The organism is Marinobacter sp. MA (assembly GCF_048298425.1).
In the GTDB taxonomy this organism is placed as follows: Bacteria; Pseudomonadota; Gammaproteobacteria; order Pseudomonadales; family Oleiphilaceae; genus Marinobacter; species Marinobacter salsuginis.
Genome location: NZ_CP103058.1, coordinates 1,660,361 through 1,679,673, shown reverse-complemented (window position 1 = coordinate 1,679,673; position 19,313 = coordinate 1,660,361). Strand labels below are relative to the sequence as shown.

14 protein-coding genes are annotated in these 19,313 nt (G+C 57.0%); 6 read left to right on the top strand and 8 right to left on the bottom strand.

What is annotated here, in order from left to right; genetic code table 11:
- Window positions 1–278: 278 nt before the first annotated feature.
- Genes purT through NUW46_RS07850 form a run of 4 tightly spaced genes read right to left on the bottom strand, consistent with a single transcriptional unit; the run spans window position 279 to window position 2,795 of the window.
- Window positions 279–1,469 carry a formate-dependent phosphoribosylglycinamide formyltransferase gene (purT, locus tag NUW46_RS07865; RefSeq protein ID WP_418141793.1) on the bottom strand — a complete coding sequence of 397 codons (1,191 nt, stop codon included), beginning with the start codon at window positions 1,467–1,469 and terminating at the stop codon, window positions 279–281.
- 18 nt (window positions 1,470–1,487) lie between these two features.
- The gene (locus NUW46_RS07860) at window positions 1,488–1,676 is read right to left on the bottom strand and encodes a DUF1289 domain-containing protein (protein ID WP_083231869.1); all 189 of its coding nucleotides are present in this window, start codon (window positions 1,674–1,676) and stop codon (window positions 1,488–1,490) included.
- Entirely contained in the window at window positions 1,673–2,206 is a 534-nt protein-coding gene (locus NUW46_RS07855) for a gamma carbonic anhydrase family protein (protein ID WP_069184839.1), read from the bottom strand. The genes NUW46_RS07860 and NUW46_RS07855 overlap by 4 nt, the downstream gene beginning before the upstream one ends.
- A 1-nt stretch (window position 2,207) precedes the next feature.
- Complete coding sequence (locus NUW46_RS07850; protein WP_209398180.1) at window positions 2,208–2,795, bottom strand: NUDIX hydrolase; 588 nt, start codon at window positions 2,793–2,795, stop codon at window positions 2,208–2,210.
- Window positions 2,796–2,891: 96 nt separating this feature from the next.
- Between NUW46_RS07850 and NUW46_RS07845 the strand changes: the two genes are divergently transcribed.
- Window positions 2,892–3,443 carry an NUDIX hydrolase gene (locus tag NUW46_RS07845; RefSeq protein ID WP_069184939.1) on the top strand — a complete coding sequence of 184 codons (552 nt, stop codon included), beginning with the start codon at window positions 2,892–2,894 and terminating at the stop codon, window positions 3,441–3,443.
- A gap of 9 nt (window positions 3,444–3,452) precedes the next feature.
- Here NUW46_RS07845 and NUW46_RS07840 read toward each other — a convergent pair whose 3' ends face one another.
- The gene (locus NUW46_RS07840; protein WP_222466487.1) at window positions 3,453–3,764 is read right to left on the bottom strand and encodes a YqfO family protein; all 312 of its coding nucleotides are present in this window, start codon (window positions 3,762–3,764) and stop codon (window positions 3,453–3,455) included.
- A 415-nt stretch (window positions 3,765–4,179) separates the two neighbouring features.
- Window positions 4,180–8,085: a phosphoribosylformylglycinamidine synthase gene (gene purL / locus NUW46_RS07835; protein ID WP_418141792.1), complete on the bottom strand. Its 3,906-nt coding sequence runs from the start codon at window positions 8,083–8,085 to the stop codon at window positions 4,180–4,182.
- 281 nt (window positions 8,086–8,366) lie between these two features.
- Between purL and mltF the strand changes: the two genes are divergently transcribed.
- Window positions 8,367–9,881: a membrane-bound lytic murein transglycosylase MltF gene (gene mltF / locus NUW46_RS07830; protein ID WP_412537363.1), complete on the top strand. Its 1,515-nt coding sequence runs from the start codon at window positions 8,367–8,369 to the stop codon at window positions 9,879–9,881.
- Between the two features lie 19 nt (window positions 9,882–9,900).
- On the opposite strand, the gene NUW46_RS07825 is transcribed toward mltF, so the two are convergent.
- On the bottom strand, window positions 9,901–10,371 hold the full coding sequence (locus NUW46_RS07825; RefSeq protein WP_069184844.1) for a regulatory protein RecX: 471 nt from the start codon (window positions 10,369–10,371) through the stop codon (window positions 9,901–9,903).
- A 178-nt stretch (window positions 10,372–10,549) separates the two neighbouring features.
- Between NUW46_RS07825 and NUW46_RS07820 the strand changes: the two genes are divergently transcribed.
- Window positions 10,550–13,015, top strand: coding sequence for a DUF349 domain-containing protein (locus NUW46_RS07820; RefSeq protein ID WP_418141791.1), 2,466 nt, complete (start codon window positions 10,550–10,552; stop codon window positions 13,013–13,015).
- A 13-nt stretch (window positions 13,016–13,028) separates the two neighbouring features.
- Here the strand turns inward: NUW46_RS07820 and NUW46_RS07815 are convergent, their stop codons facing one another.
- Window positions 13,029–13,292 carry a late competence development ComFB family protein gene (locus NUW46_RS07815; protein ID WP_291907958.1) on the bottom strand — a complete coding sequence of 88 codons (264 nt, stop codon included), beginning with the start codon at window positions 13,290–13,292 and terminating at the stop codon, window positions 13,029–13,031.
- Between the two features lie 188 nt (window positions 13,293–13,480).
- Here NUW46_RS07815 and NUW46_RS07810 point away from each other — a divergent pair, with 188 nt between their 5' ends.
- The 3 genes from NUW46_RS07810 to NUW46_RS07800 all read left to right on the top strand — a co-directional run bounded on the left by NUW46_RS07810 (window position 13,481) and on the right by NUW46_RS07800 (window position 19,297).
- Entirely contained in the window at window positions 13,481–14,689 is a 1,209-nt protein-coding gene (locus NUW46_RS07810) for an acetyl-CoA C-acetyltransferase (protein WP_418141790.1), read from the top strand.
- Between the two features lie 29 nt (window positions 14,690–14,718).
- Window positions 14,719–16,869 carry a 3-hydroxyacyl-CoA dehydrogenase NAD-binding domain-containing protein gene (locus NUW46_RS07805; RefSeq protein WP_418141789.1) on the top strand — a complete coding sequence of 717 codons (2,151 nt, stop codon included), beginning with the start codon at window positions 14,719–14,721 and terminating at the stop codon, window positions 16,867–16,869.
- A 244-nt stretch (window positions 16,870–17,113) separates the two neighbouring features.
- On the top strand, window positions 17,114–19,297 hold the full coding sequence (locus tag NUW46_RS07800; RefSeq protein ID WP_418141788.1) for a carboxy terminal-processing peptidase: 2,184 nt from the start codon (window positions 17,114–17,116) through the stop codon (window positions 19,295–19,297).
- Window positions 19,298–19,313: the final 16 nt, after the last annotated feature.

The following is a 19,313-nucleotide window of genomic DNA, read 5'->3' as shown; positions in this document are numbered from 1 at the left end:
GGTTAACTTTTTAAAGAGCGTTTGAGCTGTTGCTCAATCAAGGCCGCGTATTCTACATCGTTCCGCTGCCTTGTCAACCGTTTATTTGAAGAATTTCAAAACTCGTTTTCTTCAATACTTTCAAACAGTTGCCTTTCGAATCCGGAGCCGCCTAAGTGGCTCGCCCCTCGAAAGAGATGCGCATTCTACAGACCTCTCAGGAGGTGTCAACGCTTGCTTCGAATTTTTTTCGAAAAACCTCACCAAGCCGATTTTTGACACCCAATTCCAAGAAAGATTCATAATTCAACGATAACCGATTGCGCAGCATCGCGCGCTTTTTTCCGCGCCTCTTCTATTGAGGCACCCTTCGCAAGCGCAACCCCCATTCGACGACGCCCTTTTAGCTCTGGCTTTCCGAACAGGCGCAACTGGGTATCCGGCTCCGATAGCGCGGATTCCAACCCTGTATAAGAGACTTCTGCTGAATCCCCCTCGGGGAGAATCACCGCCGAAGCTGACGCTCCGGTCTGACGGATAGAGGGGATAGGCAGCCCCAGAATAGCCCGTGCATGGAGTGCAAACTCGGAAAGGTCCTGGGAAACAAGGGTTACCAACCCGGTATCATGAGGGCGTGGCGATACCTCAGAGAACCAGACGTTATCCTCTTTAACGAATAGCTCGACGCCATAGATGCCATATCCGCCGAGATTTTCCACCACAGCACGGGCAACTTCAGCCGAGCGCTCATAGGCCAGCGGCGCCATCGGCTGAGGTTGCCACGACTCACGGTAGTCTCCGTCTTCCTGACGATGCCCTATGGGCTCACAAAACGAAACTCCATCCCGGTGCCTTACAGTCAGAAGAGTTATCTCATAATCGAAGTCCACGAAACCCTCAACGATCACTCTTCCTTTGCCGGCTCGCCCGCCAGACTGCGCATATTCCCACGCGGCCTCAATTTCACCTTCGGTCTTGACCGTGCTTTGCCCTTTTCCCGAGGAGCTCATCACCGGCTTAACGACCAGTGGCAGGCCGATTTCCTGAACGGCAGCAAGATACTCCTCCCGGGAACCTGCAAAGCGGTATGGTGAGGTTGGCAATCCGAGCTCTTCGGCCGCAAGGCGACGAATTCCCTCACGATTCATTGTGAGGTTCACCGCTCTGGCGGTTGGGATAACGTGGTACCCCTCCTCTTCCAACTTAACCAGTTCCGGCGTTGCTATGGCTTCAATCTCAGGAACAATCAGATTTGGCTTTTCCTGCTCGATGACGCGACGCAGGCTGGCGCCATCCAACATATCGATGACGTGACTTCGATGGGCCACCTGCATGGCGGGCGCATCGGCATAACGGTCGACCGCGATCACTTCAACGCCATAGCGCTGCAACTCGAGAACAACTTCTTTTCCGAGCTCACCGGATCCACAAAACAGAACCCTGAAAGCATTACCTTTAAGTGGTGTACCAATTCGAACTGAGTCAGTCATGATCTGCCAGCACCTCTATTAGCCGTGAATCAGGGATCTCTTTTCTCGCTCCGACACCTTTCGTAGCACCTCGCGACGTTCTTCGTTATCCATTCGGGTCCAGCGGGTGATTTCGTCCCCGCTCCGATGACACCCGACACAGACATCATTCTCATCCAGTGCACAGATGCTCACGCAGGGTGAACGCACTTTATCAGCGACACTCATTTCTTCGGCTCGCAGGGCTTGAGTTCATCGACATAGCGGGCCGCGTTCTGCACGTAGTGTTGCGCGCTCATTTCGAGCATCTTTTTCTGGTTGTCGTTCAGCTCCCGCTTGATCTTGCCGGGAGAGCCAACAACCATGGAGCCATCCGGTACCTCCATTCCCTCTGGAATGAGGGCGTTGGCACCAATCAGGCAATGTTTGCCGATCTTCGCTCCATTAAGTACAACCGCGTTGATGCCAATCAACGAATAGTCTCCGATCTCACAGCCGTGAAGCATGACCTTGTGGCCGACCGTTACGCCCCTTCCAAGCGTAAGCGGCATACCCGGGTCGGTGTGCAGAACTGAGCCATCCTGGATATTCGTTTCCGGCCCAATGGTAATCAACTCATTGTCCCCGCGGATAACGGCGTTAAACCAGACGCTGGCATTATCCATGAGCCTCACATTGCCTATCACCGACGCATTGTCAGCCACGAAGTGGCCCTCACCCGACAATTCCGGCGTTCGGTCATTCAACTGGTAAAACATGTCAGCCTCCTTCAGGCGGTTCAAGCAAGTCAATTCCGGCATCGTACACAGCGTTCAGGAAATCAACCAGAACCACGGCCGACAGCCCCCAGATTTCATAACGCTCCCACCGATAGCACGGAACGTAAAAGGTATGGTTGAGAAAGTTCAGAGCATCCGTGCGCTCTCGCCGGTCCTCCAGAAAAAAGGAGAGAGGCACTCGAAATACACTTTCGATCTCGTGAGGATTCGGCTCCAGAGGATGATCCCCGGGAATGACACCGACGTACGGAGTAACCAGAATTCCATAGCGGGACATCACCTGGCTGAGCGGCGCAATAATCTGGACCTGCTCCGGCGGCAGCCCAATTTCCTCGTGGGTTTCACGCAACGCAGTTGCTGCAAGAGATGGGTCCCCGGGATCCCGCTTACCGCCAGGGTAAGCTACCTGTCCGCGATGGGTGGACAGATTTTCAGACCTGAGCGTAAAGATCATTTCAGGGTTTCGGTGATCATCGGTCACCGGAACCAGTATCCCGGCCTCGGGATAATCCAGCGCCAGCTGCCGTGGCGCATAGCCGGCGAGTCGCTCGGCAAGTAAATCACGCAATATTCGTCTCCACGTTACATCCGGAGGTTGGATGAGACAGAGGCAGCCGGGATCGTTAAACTGACTACCAAACCAATTCAGTATACGGGGAAAATCATGAAGTACTGCAGCACATGCGGCCAGCCGGTTGAACAACGCATCCCCGAGGGCGATAACCGGCACCGCTATGTCTGTGTAAGCTGCGATACCATACATTACCAGAACCCGCGCATTGTCGCCGGAACCGTTCCCGTATGGGAGGGGCAGATACTGCTGTGCCGAAGAGCGATCGAACCGCGCTATGGCTACTGGACGCTGCCCGCTGGATTCATGGAGAACGCAGAAACCACCATTGAAGCCGCCGAACGTGAAACCATGGAGGAGGCTCTCGCTGAAGTAAACATTGAGGGGCTCTATTCGATTATCGATGTGCCACACATCAATCAGGTTCATATGTTCTACCGGGCCACCCTGAAGAACGGGCAATTCGGCGCCGGTGAAGAGTCCCTGGAATCCAGGCTTTTCGGCCTCGACGAGATTCCCTGGGAGGAGATCTCATTTCCAACCGTGAAGCGAACCCTCGAGCTGTTCCTGGCCGACTACAGGCGCGAATCTTTCGACGTCCATGTGAGCGACATACGCCACCCCATGGCAAAAGACCGCAAATAAAGCCGCAAACTATAACTCCGCCATCCGATAAACCTCGTAAGCGGGCTCCTCGTAGGGATGAGCCCGTTTGAGCGCTGCGAGGGCCTCCCGAATCAGCTCGTCGGCACAGACCAGCTCAACCTTGTACTCGTCTACCGCTTCAATCGCACCGGCTTTGCCAAGAAACGGGTCGCTTCCCTCAAGCGGACGAAACTGGCCCTGTCCTAGACATTGCCAGGCACAACAATCGTAATCGCCGATACGGCCAGCTCCGGCATCAAACAAGGCCTGCTTGGTTTGCTCTACGTGGGTTTCCGGAACGAAATAACACAGCTTGTACATAGCAAACCCTCCTCCGGATCGGATATTTTTTGTACAGATTAATGGCTTAGACACTTACCCACAGATTCTGTGGATAACTCTGGGGAAAGTTTTTGGGAACACGGCCCCAAACCCCGTAATCACTGCACTTTCGTTAAATTGGCGACAAAATCACCCGATTCATTTAATCTTTATTTTTCAATAGGTTATGAATTTTGCGCAAAAGTTGAACCGATTTCCCGGTCTTTGTGCACAGAACAAACAAGAAGGCACCAGCAATGTGCATAAAAATACTGAGTCAAGGTGATTTTTGCCAATTTCGCCAATTTTTTCCCTTGAAAAACGCCCGGAAACGGGGCAGCCAATAAAAAAGCCGGCTTTGGAGTGAACGCTCATGTTGAACGCATCCAAAACCGGCTCTTCCTGACGCTGAGGATTAACCGAACCAGCGTCTCGCATTTCGGAACATGCGAATCCAGGAACCGTCCTCCTGCCATTCTGACGGCCGCCAGGAATGCTGAACAGCTCGGAACACCCGCTCGGGATGCGGCATCATGATGGTAACCCTGCCATCGCGAGTGGTAACACCGGTAATTCCGGCTTCCGATCCGTTCGGGTTATAGGGGTAACGAACCGTTGCCTGCCCCCGGTTATCCACGTAGCGCAGAGCCACGAGCTCGTTCTCGGAGAGCGCCTCTGCGGAAGTGCCGCTGGCAAATTCAACCCTGCCTTCGCCATGAGCTACCGCAATCGGCATACGGGACCCGGCCATGCCATCCATGAACGCAGAAGGCGACGGCATCACCTCAGCCATGACCAGCCTTGCTTCAAACTGTTCCGATTGGTTGCGGACAAAACGAGGCCAGCCCTCGCTGCCAGGAATCAGTTCGTGCAGATTGGATAGCATCTGACAGCCATTGCACACGCCCAGCGCCAAAGTGTCCTGGCGATTGAAGAATGCCGCGAACTGGTCCCTGACACGATCACTGAACAGAATCGATTTGGCCCAACCTTCACCAGCGCCCAAAACGTCACCGTATGAGAAGCCGCCACAGGCAACCAGGCTATTGAAACCATCCAGCGTAACCCGACCGGAAAGCAAATCGCTCATATGCACGTCGACAGAATCGAAACCGGCGCGATCAAAGGCAGCCGCCATTTCGACCTGGCCATTCACGCCCTGCTCTCGCAGAACCGCAACCTTCGGTCGGATGCCTTTGTTGATATAGGGGGCCGCCACATCTTCGTTGATGTCGTAGGTAAGCTCGGCATGAAGGCCCGGATCTTCCACATCCAGCAGATTATCGAATTCTTCACGGGCACAATCGGCGTTATCCCGCAGAGACTGAACTCGGTAACTGGTTTCTGCCCAAAGACGCTGAAGCTCTACACGAGGTTCATCCACAACGATGCCACCCTCGAAAGTGAGGCGCAGACTGTCGGTATCATTCGGGCTGCCAATCACGCTGATGTAATCACCCAGACCTGCGGCAGAGAACTGCTGCAGAACAAAGCCCGTGTCTTCCCTGCGCACCTGGATGACCGCACCCAGCTCTTCGTTAAACAGTTCCCTGGCAAACTGACTGCGATCCTCAGCCAAGCCGTCCAGCTTGATATCAACGCCACAGTGGCCGGCAAAGCACATTTCGGCCAATGTGACGAACAGGCCACCATCGGAACGGTCATGATAAGCCAACAGCTTATCGTCAGAGTTAAGACCCTGGATCACCGCAAAGAAAGCCTTGATGTCCTCTGGATCATCCAGGTCCGGTGCCACGGCGCCGACCTGACGGTAAACCTGAGCCAGAGCCGAACCACCCAGGCGGTTCTGGCCCGCGGCAAGATCCACCAGGATCAAATCCGTCTCACCAGCATCTTTAACCAATTGGGGTGTCAGCGTTCTGGCAACATCGGTTACCGGGGCAAAGCCACTAACGATCAGTGAAAGCGGTGCGGTTACGCTCTTCTGCTCGCCGTTGTCTTCTTCCCACATGGTCTTCATGGACATGGAGTCCTTGCCCACCGGAATCGTGATTCCAAGTTCCGGGCACAGCTCCATGCCTACCGCGCGAACCGTCTCATAGAGATTTTCATCTTCGCCCGGGTGTCCGGCAGCTGCCATCCAGTTCGCCGACAACCGTATATCCGACAATTTACCGATCGGCGCGGCGGCCATATTGGTAATGACTTCACCAACAGCCATGCGGCCGGACGCCGGGGCATCAATCGTTGCAACCGGCGTTCGCTCGCCCATGGCCATAGCCTCTCCCGTCCGGACATCGAAGGACGTAGCGGTAACGGCGACATCGGCAACCGGGACCTGCCAGGGCCCAACCATCTGGTCCCGTGCTACCAGGCCGGTAATGGTCCGGTCACCGATGGTGATCAAAAAGCTCTTGGAACCAACCGATGGTAGACGCAGAACACGGCGAATGGCGTCGTCCAGGTCGATTTTGGTGGAGTCGAAGATTGGCTTGGTAAAGGAAGCTCGACTGACGCTCCGGTGCATACGGGGCGGCTTGCCAAACAGCACTTCCATCGGAAGGTCCACCGGCTTGTCGTCGAAGTAGGAATCGCCCAACTCCAGGTGGTGGGCCTCTGTCGCTTCACCAATCACGGCATAGGGGCAACGTTCCCGACGGCAAAGGGCGTCAAACCGCTCCAGATTTTCCGGAGCCACGGCCATCACATACCGTTCCTGAGATTCGTTACACCAGATCTCCAGCGGTGACATGCCCGGCTCGTCACTGGGAATGTCGCGAAGCTCGAATTTGCCGCCGCGGCCGCCATCTTTCACCAGTTCCGGCATGGCATTGGAAAGACCGCCGGCACCAACATCGTGAATAAACGCGATCGGGTTTTGATCCCCCATCTGCCAGCAACGATCGATGACTTCCTGGCAGCGACGCTCCATCTCCGGGTTATCCCGCTGAACCGACGCGAAGTCCAGGTTTTCGTTACTGGATCCGGAATCCATGGACGAGGCCGCCCCGCCACCGAGGCCAATCAGCATCGAGGGGCCACCCAGCACGATGAGCTTGGCACCCACCGGGATATTGCCCTTCTCCACGTGCTCTTCACGAATATTGCCGAGACCGCCGGCAATCATGATCGGCTTGTGGTAACCGCGAACTTCCTCACCCGCAGCACCCGGCACTTTCTCTTCAAACGTCCGGAAATAGCCGGCCAGATTGGGGCGACCGAACTCGTTGTTAAACGCCGCGCCGCCAATCGGGCCCTCAATCATGATATCCAGAGCTGAAGCAATCCGCTCCGGTTTGCCATAATTGATTTCCCAGGGCTGGGGATCGTTCGGCAGATTCAGGTTGGAGACTGTAAAACCAGTCAGACCGGCCTTGGGCTTGGAGCCCCGCCCGGTTGCGCCCTCATCGCGAATCTCGCCGCCGGAACCTGTCGCCGCACCAGCCGCCGGGGCAATCGCCGTGGGGTGATTGTGGGTCTCTACCTTCATGAGGATATGGATATCTTCCTCGTTGTACCCGTAGACCCCGGTCTCCGGATCCGGGAAGAAGCGGCCACCCCGGCTGCCCCGGATAACAGAGGCGTTATCCTTGTACGCCGAGAGAACGCCCTCGCTGTTCATTTCGAAGGTATTGCGGATCATGGCGAACAAAGATTTTTCCTGGCCTTCGCCGTCAATATCCCAGGACGCATTGAATATCTTGTGTCGACAGTGCTCGGAGTTCGCCTGTGCAAACATCATGAGTTCAACATCGGTCGGATCCCTTTCAAGATCCGTGAAAGACTTCACCAGGTAGTCAATTTCATCTTCGGCGAGCGCCAACCCCAGGCGTGAGTTCGCCTCAACCAGCGCATCGCGGCCACCCGCCAGAACAGGAACCCGACCAAGAAGGCGCGGTTCTTCATGACTGAACAACAACTCCGCACCGCCCATTTCATGGAAGACTTTCTGGGTCATGCGGTCATGCAGCAGTGCTGCGATCTTCTCACGCTGTTCGAGCCCCAGCTTCCGACCGGAACGAATGTAATAAGCCGTGCCCCGCTCGATTCGGTGTATCTGGCGAAGGCCGCAATTTCGGGCAATGTCCGTTGCCTTGCTTGACCAGGGTGACAGGGTTCCCGGGCGCGGAACCACCAGAAAGAGCACCCCGTCCGGCTCTTCCACCGGCACACTCGGGCCATAGGTCAGTAGCCGGTCCAGAATAGCCTGCTCTGCGTCGGAGAGGTCCGCCTCCAGATCGACAAAGTGCATGAACTCTGCATAAACGTGTTCGACTTCAGGCACGATATCCTGAATCCGGGAATGCAGTTTGCGGGAACGGAATGGCGAGAGCGCGGGTGCGCCGCGAAGTTCAAGCATGATATCAACCTGTATCGCGCGAAACGGGGAAGTCTGGGTGCAATTTGAAAGGCCGCCATGATACTCGAAAGCGGGTTCGGGATACAGCGCTTGAAGCGTTAATCCCCGACCGCACAATTGACATTGTTTTGCATATTAATTAACCAGATTTATTGACCGGACATCCACCACCAAGGATCATTGGCAATGTGGAACGGATTTCCACACTCAGGATAGCGAGGGTTGCCAAGCCGCCATCGGTAAAGCAACCAGATGATCCAGCCGTGACGGAGACTCGGGACTTGCCCAGAATTTTTGCTGCATTTACAGGCGCATCCGCCAAGATAGCTTGCCTCCTTGGCGCGGCCCTGACATTGACCGGATGTTCACAGCCCAGCACTCTCCAGGAAATTCGGGAGGAGGGTGTGCTGCATGTCATTACCCGTACAGCACCTTCTATCTATGTGGAAAGTGAGGACGGCCCAACCGGTTACGACTATGAACTGGCCAAACTGTTCGCCAACGAGCTGGGCGTGAAACTCCGGATCCGGGTCGCCGAGGACAATACCGAAATTTTGTCAGTGCTGGAGAAGAACTACGCCCACCTGGGCATGCTGGGACTCTCCAGCCAGCCGGAAGCGGTCGGCCAGCACCATACCGTGGCTACCGGCATCAACGCACAATCGATACTGGTTTATAACCGGGAAATGGAACGCCCTGAATCACTGGCAGACCTGGCCGGAAAACCCCTCCACGTGGTGGCTGACAGCAATCATGAACATCGCCTGAATCAGGCCCGGGAAGAAATCTCGGAGCTTCAGTGGCAAGTGCACCCCGGGCTGGACGCTGCTGGGGTTCTGTCCCGGGTCGAGAGCGGCGAATTTCCATATGCGATGGTTTCCTCCAACGAACTTGATCTGAACCACGTGTTTTATCCAATGGTCAAGGAGGCATTTGCGGTGGGCGAACCTGGCGAACTGGCCTGGTTTTTCCCGTCGGCGCAAGATGACTCCCTGGCAAAAGCCGCCCGGCAATTCATCGAAACCCTGGAGGCCGACGGCACCCTGGCCCAGATTGCCGAACGCTTCTATGGGCACCTGGACCGACTCAATTATGTCGGCGCCCGCACCTTCATGCACCACGTCGAAAACCGCTTGCCCAAGTACGAATCGCTGTTTCGGGACTATGCCAGGGAATTCGATATGGACTGGAGGCTTCTTGCGGCCATCGGTTACCAGGAATCCCACTGGCGTCCCAACGCGGTATCCCCCACCGGCGTCCGCGGTCTGATGATGCTGACGCGGAACACAGCCAGCCACATCGGGATCAACAACCGGTTGGATGCAGAGGAAAGCATCCAGGGCGGTGCCAAGTATTTCCGGATCGTGCATGAGAAGATTCCCGAACGTATCCCCGAACCAGACCGTACCTGGTTCGCCCTCGCCTCTTACAACGTGGGATTTGGCCACCTTGAGGACGCCCGTCGCCTGACGGAAGGTGCAGGAAAAGACCCGGATCGGTGGATGGATGTGAAGGAATTCCTGCCACTGCTGGCTGAGAAGGAGTGGTATACCAAGACCCGCTTTGGCTATGCCCGGGGCCACGAGCCAGTCATCTACGTTCAGAATATCCGGCGTTATTATGATGTCCTGGCCCGACTCAACGAACCTGCTACGCCCGCGCCAGACCGGGAAGCGCAAATCGTAAAGATGGAGGAAAGCCAGAAAGCCGGAGTTCTTTCAGACAGACTGCAGCCGGACGAAAAACTCCGGGCTGGCCTGCCGGCAGAGCTGGGCATGATCCCCCCGACCCTTTGAAGCGTCTCCCCGAAGTGGTCTAGTCGGCACGGGCTTCCAGTGCCCTTTCAACCTGGCTAGCGGAATAACCCCGACGATTCAGAAAACGCGCCTGACGCACTTTTTCATCCCAGTCTTCACTGAGATCCGCCAGCCCAAACCGTTTGTCCCGGATGGCAACAGCCCGTTCACACCAATCTTCCTCAGTCATTTCATCAACGCACTCCGGGGTCCGATGCACCCCTCGTTGCTGAAGTTCCCCCAGAATCCTGAGCGGTCCATAACCAAGATCCATTCTCTGGCGGGCATAAACGTCGGCAAACCGGTCATCATCGAGCCAGCCTTCTTTCTCATAGTCATCCAGAACAGCATCAATAATGTCGCCCGACACCTTTCTCTGACGCAGTTTCAGACTCAGCTCGTAGCGGCTATGCTCCCTTCTGGCGAGCAATCTTAGCGCTGTTGCCCGGGCCTTATATTCCTGATCGTCCTGATTTTCCTGTTTTGCCATACAGACCCTTTCCGCATACGCACACAAAACGCTAGACTAGCCGCGAAATTTTCCGACTGATCAGCATCCCAGGCTGACCAGTCAAACTACCCGGCCTTCCGAACCGGAGGCCGATGGCCGGTGGCGGTCCAACTTTGCCCGACACCGTGAACTGGTTTCAACACCCAAGGATACTTTTATGGCTGCGTTCATCCAGAAACTGTTCAGATCCCGCAAGACACCCGAGGCAGCGCCTAAGCAACGAAAAGCTGTACAGCCCGAGCCTGTCGAACAGGAGGATACCCGGGCCAGCCAGAGAGAAGAACAGCTTACAGCCCTTGAGGGCTCTCCGTCGCAAAGTCTCCTGGCCAAACTCGCGATGGAAGGTGTCACAGCGGATATCCGACAGACCGCAGCCGGCAGACTGACCGACGAAGCCAGTCTCCAGGCAGTACAGAAACAGGCCAAAGGCCGGGATAAAGGGGTCTACCAAACCGTTAAATCGGCCCTTCAGCAACGCCGTGAAGAACAGGCCCGACTGGACAGCATCAGCCAGACCATTGCCACCTTGACCCGTCACGCGCGGGACCAGGCAAAAAGCGACGACACCAAACTTTACGAGGCCCGGCTTGATGCCCTGCTGAAACAATGGACAGAGGTGGAAGAACACGCAACCCCGGAACAGGCGCAAGCATTCCTGGAAGCGGTGCACCAGTGCAAAGAACGCATTGCGACGCTGCAATCTGCAGCGGAGGAGGAAAAGCGCCAGCGAGAGCAGCAGCTACAGCGCCAGGAAACGCTCGACCTGCTTACCCGCACACTGGATGAGCTCAAGGCCCAACCGCCAGAGACCCTGCCCTCACTCGCCTCTCTGGATGCATTGCAGAAAACCCAGGAAAACCGCTGGCTGGAAGCGACCCGGGATACTGCCGTGGACAAGCAGGAACAGAAGTCCTACGAAACAGCGATGCTGGCGCTGCGCAATTACCTCGGTTCGATCCGTCGGATCACTCAGGACCGGGACGCCATTGTCCAACTCGGTACTTTGGTAGAGGGGGAAGACGACGCTACTGAAGAACAGCGCGCGCAGGCAAAAACTCTGATCGCGGAAATCAACTGGCCGGAAGGGTACCCCATTCCCACACTGCTTGAGCCCTTGCGCAAGCTGGCCGGTAAGCCCAGGTCAAAGCCCCAGCCCCGTGTTGACCAGGAGCAGCAGCGGGCCCTGGCGAAGCGCCTTGAAACCGATCTCGAAAAGCTCGAAGCGGCACTTGAGGCCAAGCAACTCAAAGAATCGAAGCAGCTGTTCAAAACCGCCCAGCAACATTTACGTGATTTGGACCAGCGCCACGCCAAACCATATCAGGCCCGGGTGCAACTCCTTAACGGACAATTAAGAGAACTCTCGGACTGGCAGGGCTTTGCCACCCAGCCAAAGCAGATTGCCCTATGCGAGCAAATGGAATACCTGGCAGAACAACCCATGGATCCAGAAGCCAAGGCGGAGCGAATCAAGGAACTGCAGAATGAGTGGCGCGATCTGGGCGGCTCTTCGGACCGAAACCTCTGGTCCCGGTTCAAAGCTGCCTCCGACAAGGCCTATGAGCCTTGCAAAGCCTACTTTTCTGCGAAGTCCGGCCTGAAACAGGCCAATCTGGAGAAGCGATCCGCCATTTGCGAGCAACTTGAGAGTTTCCTCAACAATGCCGACTGGTCATCGATCGACTGGAAAGCCGCAGAGCGAATCCACCAGACAGCGCGCCAGGAGTGGAAGGAAGCGTGGCCCGTGGAATTCCGGGACAATCGTGCCGTCCAGAAACGCTTCGATGAACTGCTCAAGAAGCTTGAGGCGCCACTCGATGAGGAGCGCCGGAAAAACGAAGCACTGAAACAGGCGATTGTCGAAAAGGCCGAGGCTCTGGTTGACCACGAACCACTCCAGGAGGCCATGAATCAGGCCAAGGCCCTGCAGGGGGACTGGCAGGCGATCGGCATTACCCGTCACCGGGAAGACCGCAAACTATGGCAGGCTTTCCGCAAGGCCTGCGATCAGATCTTTGCCCGCCGCGATGCCGAGCGCACAGAACAGCAGCAGGCATCGCGGGCCGCCGACGAGTCAGCGCAGGCGGCTCTGGAGCAGGTTGCCGAGGCATCCTCAGACAGTCATGAGGAGTCAGTAACGGCGGCCCTTGCGACGCTTCGTGGAATCGACGAGTCAAACCTGTCCAAGGGCGTCAGAGAGCAGGTTCAGCAGGAAAAGCAGCGGCTGAACAAGGCGCTTTCCGAGCTGAAGCTTCGGGCAAAAATGGCATCGTGGCAGTCTCTTGTAATGGCTGCCACAAAGGGCGAAACCGCCAATGATTCCGTGCCCCAACACTGGACCGCGCTGGCGGATGCCTCAGACGCCAGTGATCCGGCCGAGCTGGTGATACGGGCGGAAATTCTGTGCGGCGTCCCCTCACCCGAAACCGACCAGCAGCGCCGCATGGAAATACAGGTACGGCGCCTGGCTGATGGCATGGGATCCGCCGACAACGGCAATGATCAAATGCAGGACGTGGAAAAGCTGCTCGCGAGCTGGTGCCTGGCCGGAATCGGCAAAGACGCAAACACAGAGCTGGCCGAGCGCCTGAACAAGGCCCTTGCCAACCTGAACCAGGCCTGAAGCACCCGGCGGTTTATTCCCGCTGGTGCTCTCTGACAAAGTCCCTGGCCTCCTTAACGGCGGCCAGGGATTTCTGTTTCATCCCCTTGAGTTCTTCGTCGGCCAGGTAGAACATCATATCGATTGAATGCCGATAATACCGCGTTGGAAGGCGGTTCAGGGCCACGCACATCACATCGGTAAGATAATCCGCCGTGTCGGACTCCTCCCGCGTTGCCTCAATGGCATCCACCACCAGTCGTTCGTAAAAGTTGTCGATCGCATCTCGCAGCGACATGGCTTTCGCCTCCTGAATTCGTCTGCGGTTTCTAACACCATAGAAGCCACCTCCCGCCTTGTCATGGTTCCTGAGCAATTTCGCCAATGCGATTGGCAGCCCGCGTCATTACGCCCCCTGGTCGCAACGGGCTATGGTTGTGTCATCGGTAAATCAATTCCGAAAACAATATGACCAGAGGACAAGCAATGACCACCGAGGCGTATATCTTCGATGCAGTCCGCACCCCCAGAGGGCGTGGAAAAAAAGACGGATCACTTCACAGCGTCAAACCCATCACGCTGTTGACCACAGTGCTCCACGCGCTGCAGGAGAGGAACAGCCTGGACACCGCCCAGGTGGATGACATCGTAATGGGCTGCGTGACCGCCGTTGGCGACCAGGGTGCGGACATCGCCAAGACAGCCGCTCTGGCGGCCGACTGGGATGAAAAAGTGGCCGGCGTTACCCTCAATCGTTTCTGCGCGTCCGGACTTGAAGCCGTTAACCTGGCCGCCATGAAAGTACGCTCCGGTTGGGAGGACATGGTGGTTGCCGGTGGCGTGGAGGCCATGTCGCGGGTACCCATGGGCTCTGACGGCGGAGCCTGGGCCACGGACCCGGAAACCAACCTGCATACCGGTTTCATGCCCCAGGGTATCGGCGCAGACCTTATTGCCACACTCGAGGGCTTCAGCCGTGAAGACGTCGATGGCTTTGCGGTGAAATCCCAGCAGAAGGCCGCCAATGCATGGCAGAACGGCTACTTTGCAAAATCCATTGTTCCCGTCACGGATCAGAACGGTGTCGTGATCCTCGACCGTGACGAGCATGTGCGCGGCAACACGACGCTGGAGAGCCTGGGTGGCCTCAAACCCTCCTTTCAGATGATGGGCGAAATGGGCTTCGACGGTGTCGCCCGGGAGAAGTACCACTACGTTGAGAAGATCAACCACGTTCATCACGCCGGTAACTCCTCCGGCATTGTCGACGGCGCCACCGCCATGCTGATCGGCAGCGAAGCCAAGGGCAAGGCCATGGGCCTGACACCTCGCGCCCGCATCATTGCCACAGCCGTCACCAGCACCGATCCAACCATCATGCTCACCGGTCCGGCGCCGGCGGCGCGCAAAGCGCTGGAAAAAGCGGGCATGACCGCCGACCAGATTGACCTGTTTGAAGTGAACGAGGCCTTCGCGTCCGTGGTGATGCGCTTCCAGCGGGAACTCTCGGTTCCCGACGAAAAAGTGAACGTGAACGGCGGCGCCATCGCCATGGGCCACCCGCTGGGTGCCACCGGCGCCATGATTCTTGGCACCCTGCTGGATGAGCTGGAGCGGCGTGAACTGCGCTACGGCCTCGCCACCCTCTGCGTTGGGGGCGGCATGGGCATTGCCACCATCATCGAGCGCGTCTGAACCCGTCCACTTTTCAAGGAGAACCGATTATGAGTGCCATCCGTTACGAACTGGGTTCAGATCAGATCCTGACCCTCACCATCGACATGCCGGGCCAGTCCGCCAACACCATGAATGCCACTTTCCGGGACGCCCTCTCGGAGACGGCAGCGAAAGTAAAAGATGACCTGGACAACATCCGCGGCGTGATCATTACCTCAGCCAAAAAAACCTTCTTTGCCGGCGGCGATCTGACAGAGCTGCACAAGGTCACAAGGGCCGACGCCAAAACCTTTGAGGACATGGTCAACGGCCTGAAAGCCCACATGCGCTTCCTCGAAACCACCGGCAAACCCGTGGTGGCCGCTATCAACGGCTCTGCCCTGGGCGGTGGTCTGGAGATCGCCCTGGCCTGCCACCATCGCGTGGCGATTGACGACGACAGCATTCAACTGGGCTTGCCGGAAGTGACGCTGGGCCTGCTGCCCGGCGGTGGCGGAACCCAGCGACTGCCCCGGATGATTGGCCTGGAGGCAGCCTTCCCGTTTCTGATGGAAGGCAAAAAGGTGAACCCCAAAGCCGCACTGAAGGCTGGTATTGTCGACGAACTGGCCGATTCTGCCGACGACATGATCACCAAGGCCCGGGCATTCATCGATGCCAATCCCAAGTGTCATCAGCCGTGGGACCAGAAAGGCTTCAAGTTTCCTGGCGGGGCGCCTCACCATCCCGCCATGGCCCAGAAACTGGCCATCGCACCGGCCATGCTGAAGCAGAAAACCAAAGGCTGCTACCCGGCGCCTGAACGCATTCTCTCCGCGGCCGTCGAGGGAGCCCAGGTGGATTTCGACAACGGTAGCCTGATCGAGACCCGGTATTTTGCCGAGCTGGTGATCGGCCAGGTCGCCAAGAACATGACCGGCACCTTCTGGTTCCAGCTGAACGCCATCAAGGCGGGCGGCAGCCGGCCCGATGGCGTCGAGAAAGAAACCTTCCGCAAGGTTGGCGTGCTTGGCGCCGGCATGATGGGCGCAGGTATAGCCTATTCCACAGCCACGCGGGGAATCGACGTGGTGTTGAAAGATGTCTCTGTGGAGAACGCCGAAAAAGGCAAGAGCTACTCCGAGAAATTGCTGGCCAAGAAAGTCAGCCGTGGCCGGATGAGCGAAGCGCAGAAGGCAGAGATCCTCGGGCGCATCAAAGCCACGGATTCTGCGGATGATCTGGAGGGCTGCGACCTGGTGATCGAAGCCGTGTTTGAAGACAGCGGCCTGAAAGCCAAAGTAACCCAGGAGGCGGAACCGAAGCTGGTAAACAACGGCATATTTGCCTCCAATACGTCCACTATCCCCATCACCCAACTCGCCGAGGCCTCCGCGAACGCCGAGAACTTTATTGGCCTGCATTTCTTCTCTCCCGTCGACAAGATGCAACTGGTGGAAATCATCGTAGGCGAGAAAACCTCCGATGAAACGCTGGCACGCTCGTTCGACTACGTTCAGCAGATCGGCAAGATTCCGGTGGTGGTGAATGACAGCCGGGGATTCTTCACTTCCCGGGTTTTTGGCACCTTTGTCAATGAAGGCATCTGCATGCTGGGCGAAGGCATCCACCCATCCAGCATTGAGAATGCAGGACTGCTGGCCGGCATGCCGGTGGGACCTCTGGCGATCTCGGACGAAGTCAGCATGACCCTTATGCAGCACATCCGGGACCAGAGCAAGAAAGACACCGAGGCGGCAGGCGGCACCTGGAACCCCCACCCGGCTGAGGCGGTGATTGATGCCATGGTCAACGAGCACGGGCGCAAAGGCAAAGCCTCGGGCGCCGGGTTCTACGACTACCCCGCCAGTGGCAAAAAACACCTTTGGCCGGAACTGGAAAACCTGTTCGTGGATAGCGGCAAGGCTCGGGCAGTCGAACTGCAGGAGCTGAAGGACCGGATACTGTTCATTCAGGCCATTGAAACGGTGCGCTGCCTCGAGGAAGGCGTATTGCGCACGGTGGAAGACGCCAACATCGGAAGTATCTTCGGCATTGGCTATGCGCCCTGGACCGGTGGCGCCATCCAGTTCATCAATCAATACGGAGTGAGAGCGTTCACGGAACGGGCATCGGAGCTCGCCAAAACCTATGGTGAGCGCTTTGCACCGCCCAGACTCCTGCAGGAAAAGGCGGAAACCAACACAGCGTTCGCCTGATCAAACCATGCTGACTCATTGCCGGGCGGGATGCGCTTCCGCCCGGCACCCCTACCAATCAAAGACCTACGCAATCGACCATCATCCGGTTACCAACCTGGCGCCTTCATGGACAGATTGTCACGAACCGATACGCCCTGCCTATGGCATCGGGTGTAGTGCTTGCCTACAATAAATTTATAAGTCACGGGTAGACACTCCCTCCGAAAGCCGAGGGGCTCCCCACACCGTCAGGTACGCATTTATGACCATCGCGGAAAGAATTATGGCTCGTCGCACCCTGGCCGGAACTGGTCGATCCGGGGTGTGCAAGGCAATGGCTGTAGCCTTGCTACTGTCGACGCCACTGGGACTGCATGCCAAGGTTGAAACCCCAGCTGTCTACGAGCCGGTTGCGCCGACGATCGATCAGGCGCGCGCTAACATTCTGATTGCCCGTCAGCTGCAATTTACGCATTTCCGCGACCTTGGAATCAGCGACGAATTGTCTGGCGACGTGTTTGATGCCTACCTGGACTATCTGGACGGCCAACGAATCTACCTGTCACAAGACGACATTGCGAAATTCGACAAAATCCGGACCCAGTTGGGCTCTGCCCTGAAAACCGGCCAGCTCCAGCCGGGCTTTGATATCTACAACCTTGTTCAGCAACGGATTATCGAGCGTCTGCAGTTTGCACTGGAAATCATCGACAACGGCATAGAATCGCTGGACTTCTCGGCCAACGAGAGCATTCTGGTGGACCGCTCGGAAGCGGACTGGGAGGCGGATGCCAAGGCGCTGGACGAACTGTGGGTAAAACGCATCAAAAACGCAGTATTGGCACAGCGACTGAACGGCGCCGACGATGAGGCCATCGTTGAAACTCTGCGCCGGCGCTACGAAGGTCAGCTCAAGCGCGCGTACCAGGCCAGAAGCGAAGATGCATTCCAGGCCTACATGAATGCGTTTACCGGTATGTGGGATCCGCACACATCCTACTTTTCACCGCGCACCTCCGAGAACTTCAACATCAACATGAGCCTTTCCCTGGAAGGCATTGGAGCGGTCCTTCAGTCAGATAACGAATACACCAAGGTGGTGAGACTGGTGCCCGGCGGACCGGCGTCCAAGCAAGGTCAGCTTGAACCGGCAGACCGCATAGTCTCGGTGGCACAGGAAGGTGAAAAACCGGTGAACGTGATCGGTTGGCGGCTGGACGAAGTTGTAGATCTGATTCGCGGGCCAAGGAACTCGACCGTCACCCTGGAAGTCATTCCGGCTAACGCGTCTGACGAGACCATCACCGAAACCATCGCGATCAAGCGCGATGAGGTGAAACTGGAAGAACAGAGCGCCAGCAAGGACACCATCCGGATTGAGCGCGGTGGCAAGGAATACACGATTGGCGTAATCACCATCCCCACGTTCTATGCCGATTTCCAGGCCATGCAGGCCGGAGACCCGAACTACAAGAGTACAACCCGGGACGTTCGTAACCTCATCGCGGAACTCGAAGCCGAGGGCGTTGATGGACTGGTCATGGATTTGCGCAACAATGGTGGTGGCGCCCTGCACGAGGCCAACGATCTGGTAGGGCTGTTTATCGATAAAGGCCCCACTGTTCAGATCCGCAATGCCAATAACGATGTGCAGGTACTGAACGATGAGGACCCTTCGGTCGCCTATGATGGCCCGCTGGTGGTGCTCACCAACCGTATGAGCGCGTCAGCGTCCGAGATTTTCGCCGGCGCCATCCAGGACTATGGCAGGGGGCTGGTCGTTGGTTCCCAGACCTTCGGCAAAGGTACCGTTCAGGCGGTGCGTCCGCTGAACCATGGCCAACTCAAGATCACCCAGTCGAAGTTCTATCGGGTATCAGGCGGCTCCACCCAGCACAAAGGGGTGATTCCGGATATCGAGATTCCATCCCGCATCGACAAGACCCGCATCGGTGAGGACGCCCTCGACCATGCCCTGCCCTGGGACCAGATCGAAGCCGTGCCGCACACGCGTTACTTTGATTTCAGCGGTATTATTGATGAGCTTCGCAAGCGACACGAAGAGCGATTCTCAACCAACCCTGAATTCAGTCTGTTGCAGCAGGAAATCGACTTCCTCACCAAGCAGCGCGCCACGGACAGCGTCAGCCTTAATCTGGAAGAGCGTCGTGCCGAACACGAACAAATTGAGCGAACGCGTCTGACAATTGCGAATGCCAGGCGGGAACTGAAAGGGCAGCCACCATTCGATTCCCTTGAAGCCCTCGAAGACTGGCAGGACCAACAGGCAACTGACCTGGATTCCACCGACGAAGAACTGGATTTCGTGATTCGTGAAGGTGGCCATATCATGGCTGACATGCTGGACCTGGATAACCGCATGGCGTCCATCCTGGACCCGCAACAGTTCGCCGCACAGGCTCCGGCCTCCGCGGTAACCCGGTAAGCGGATGCCTCCAGGC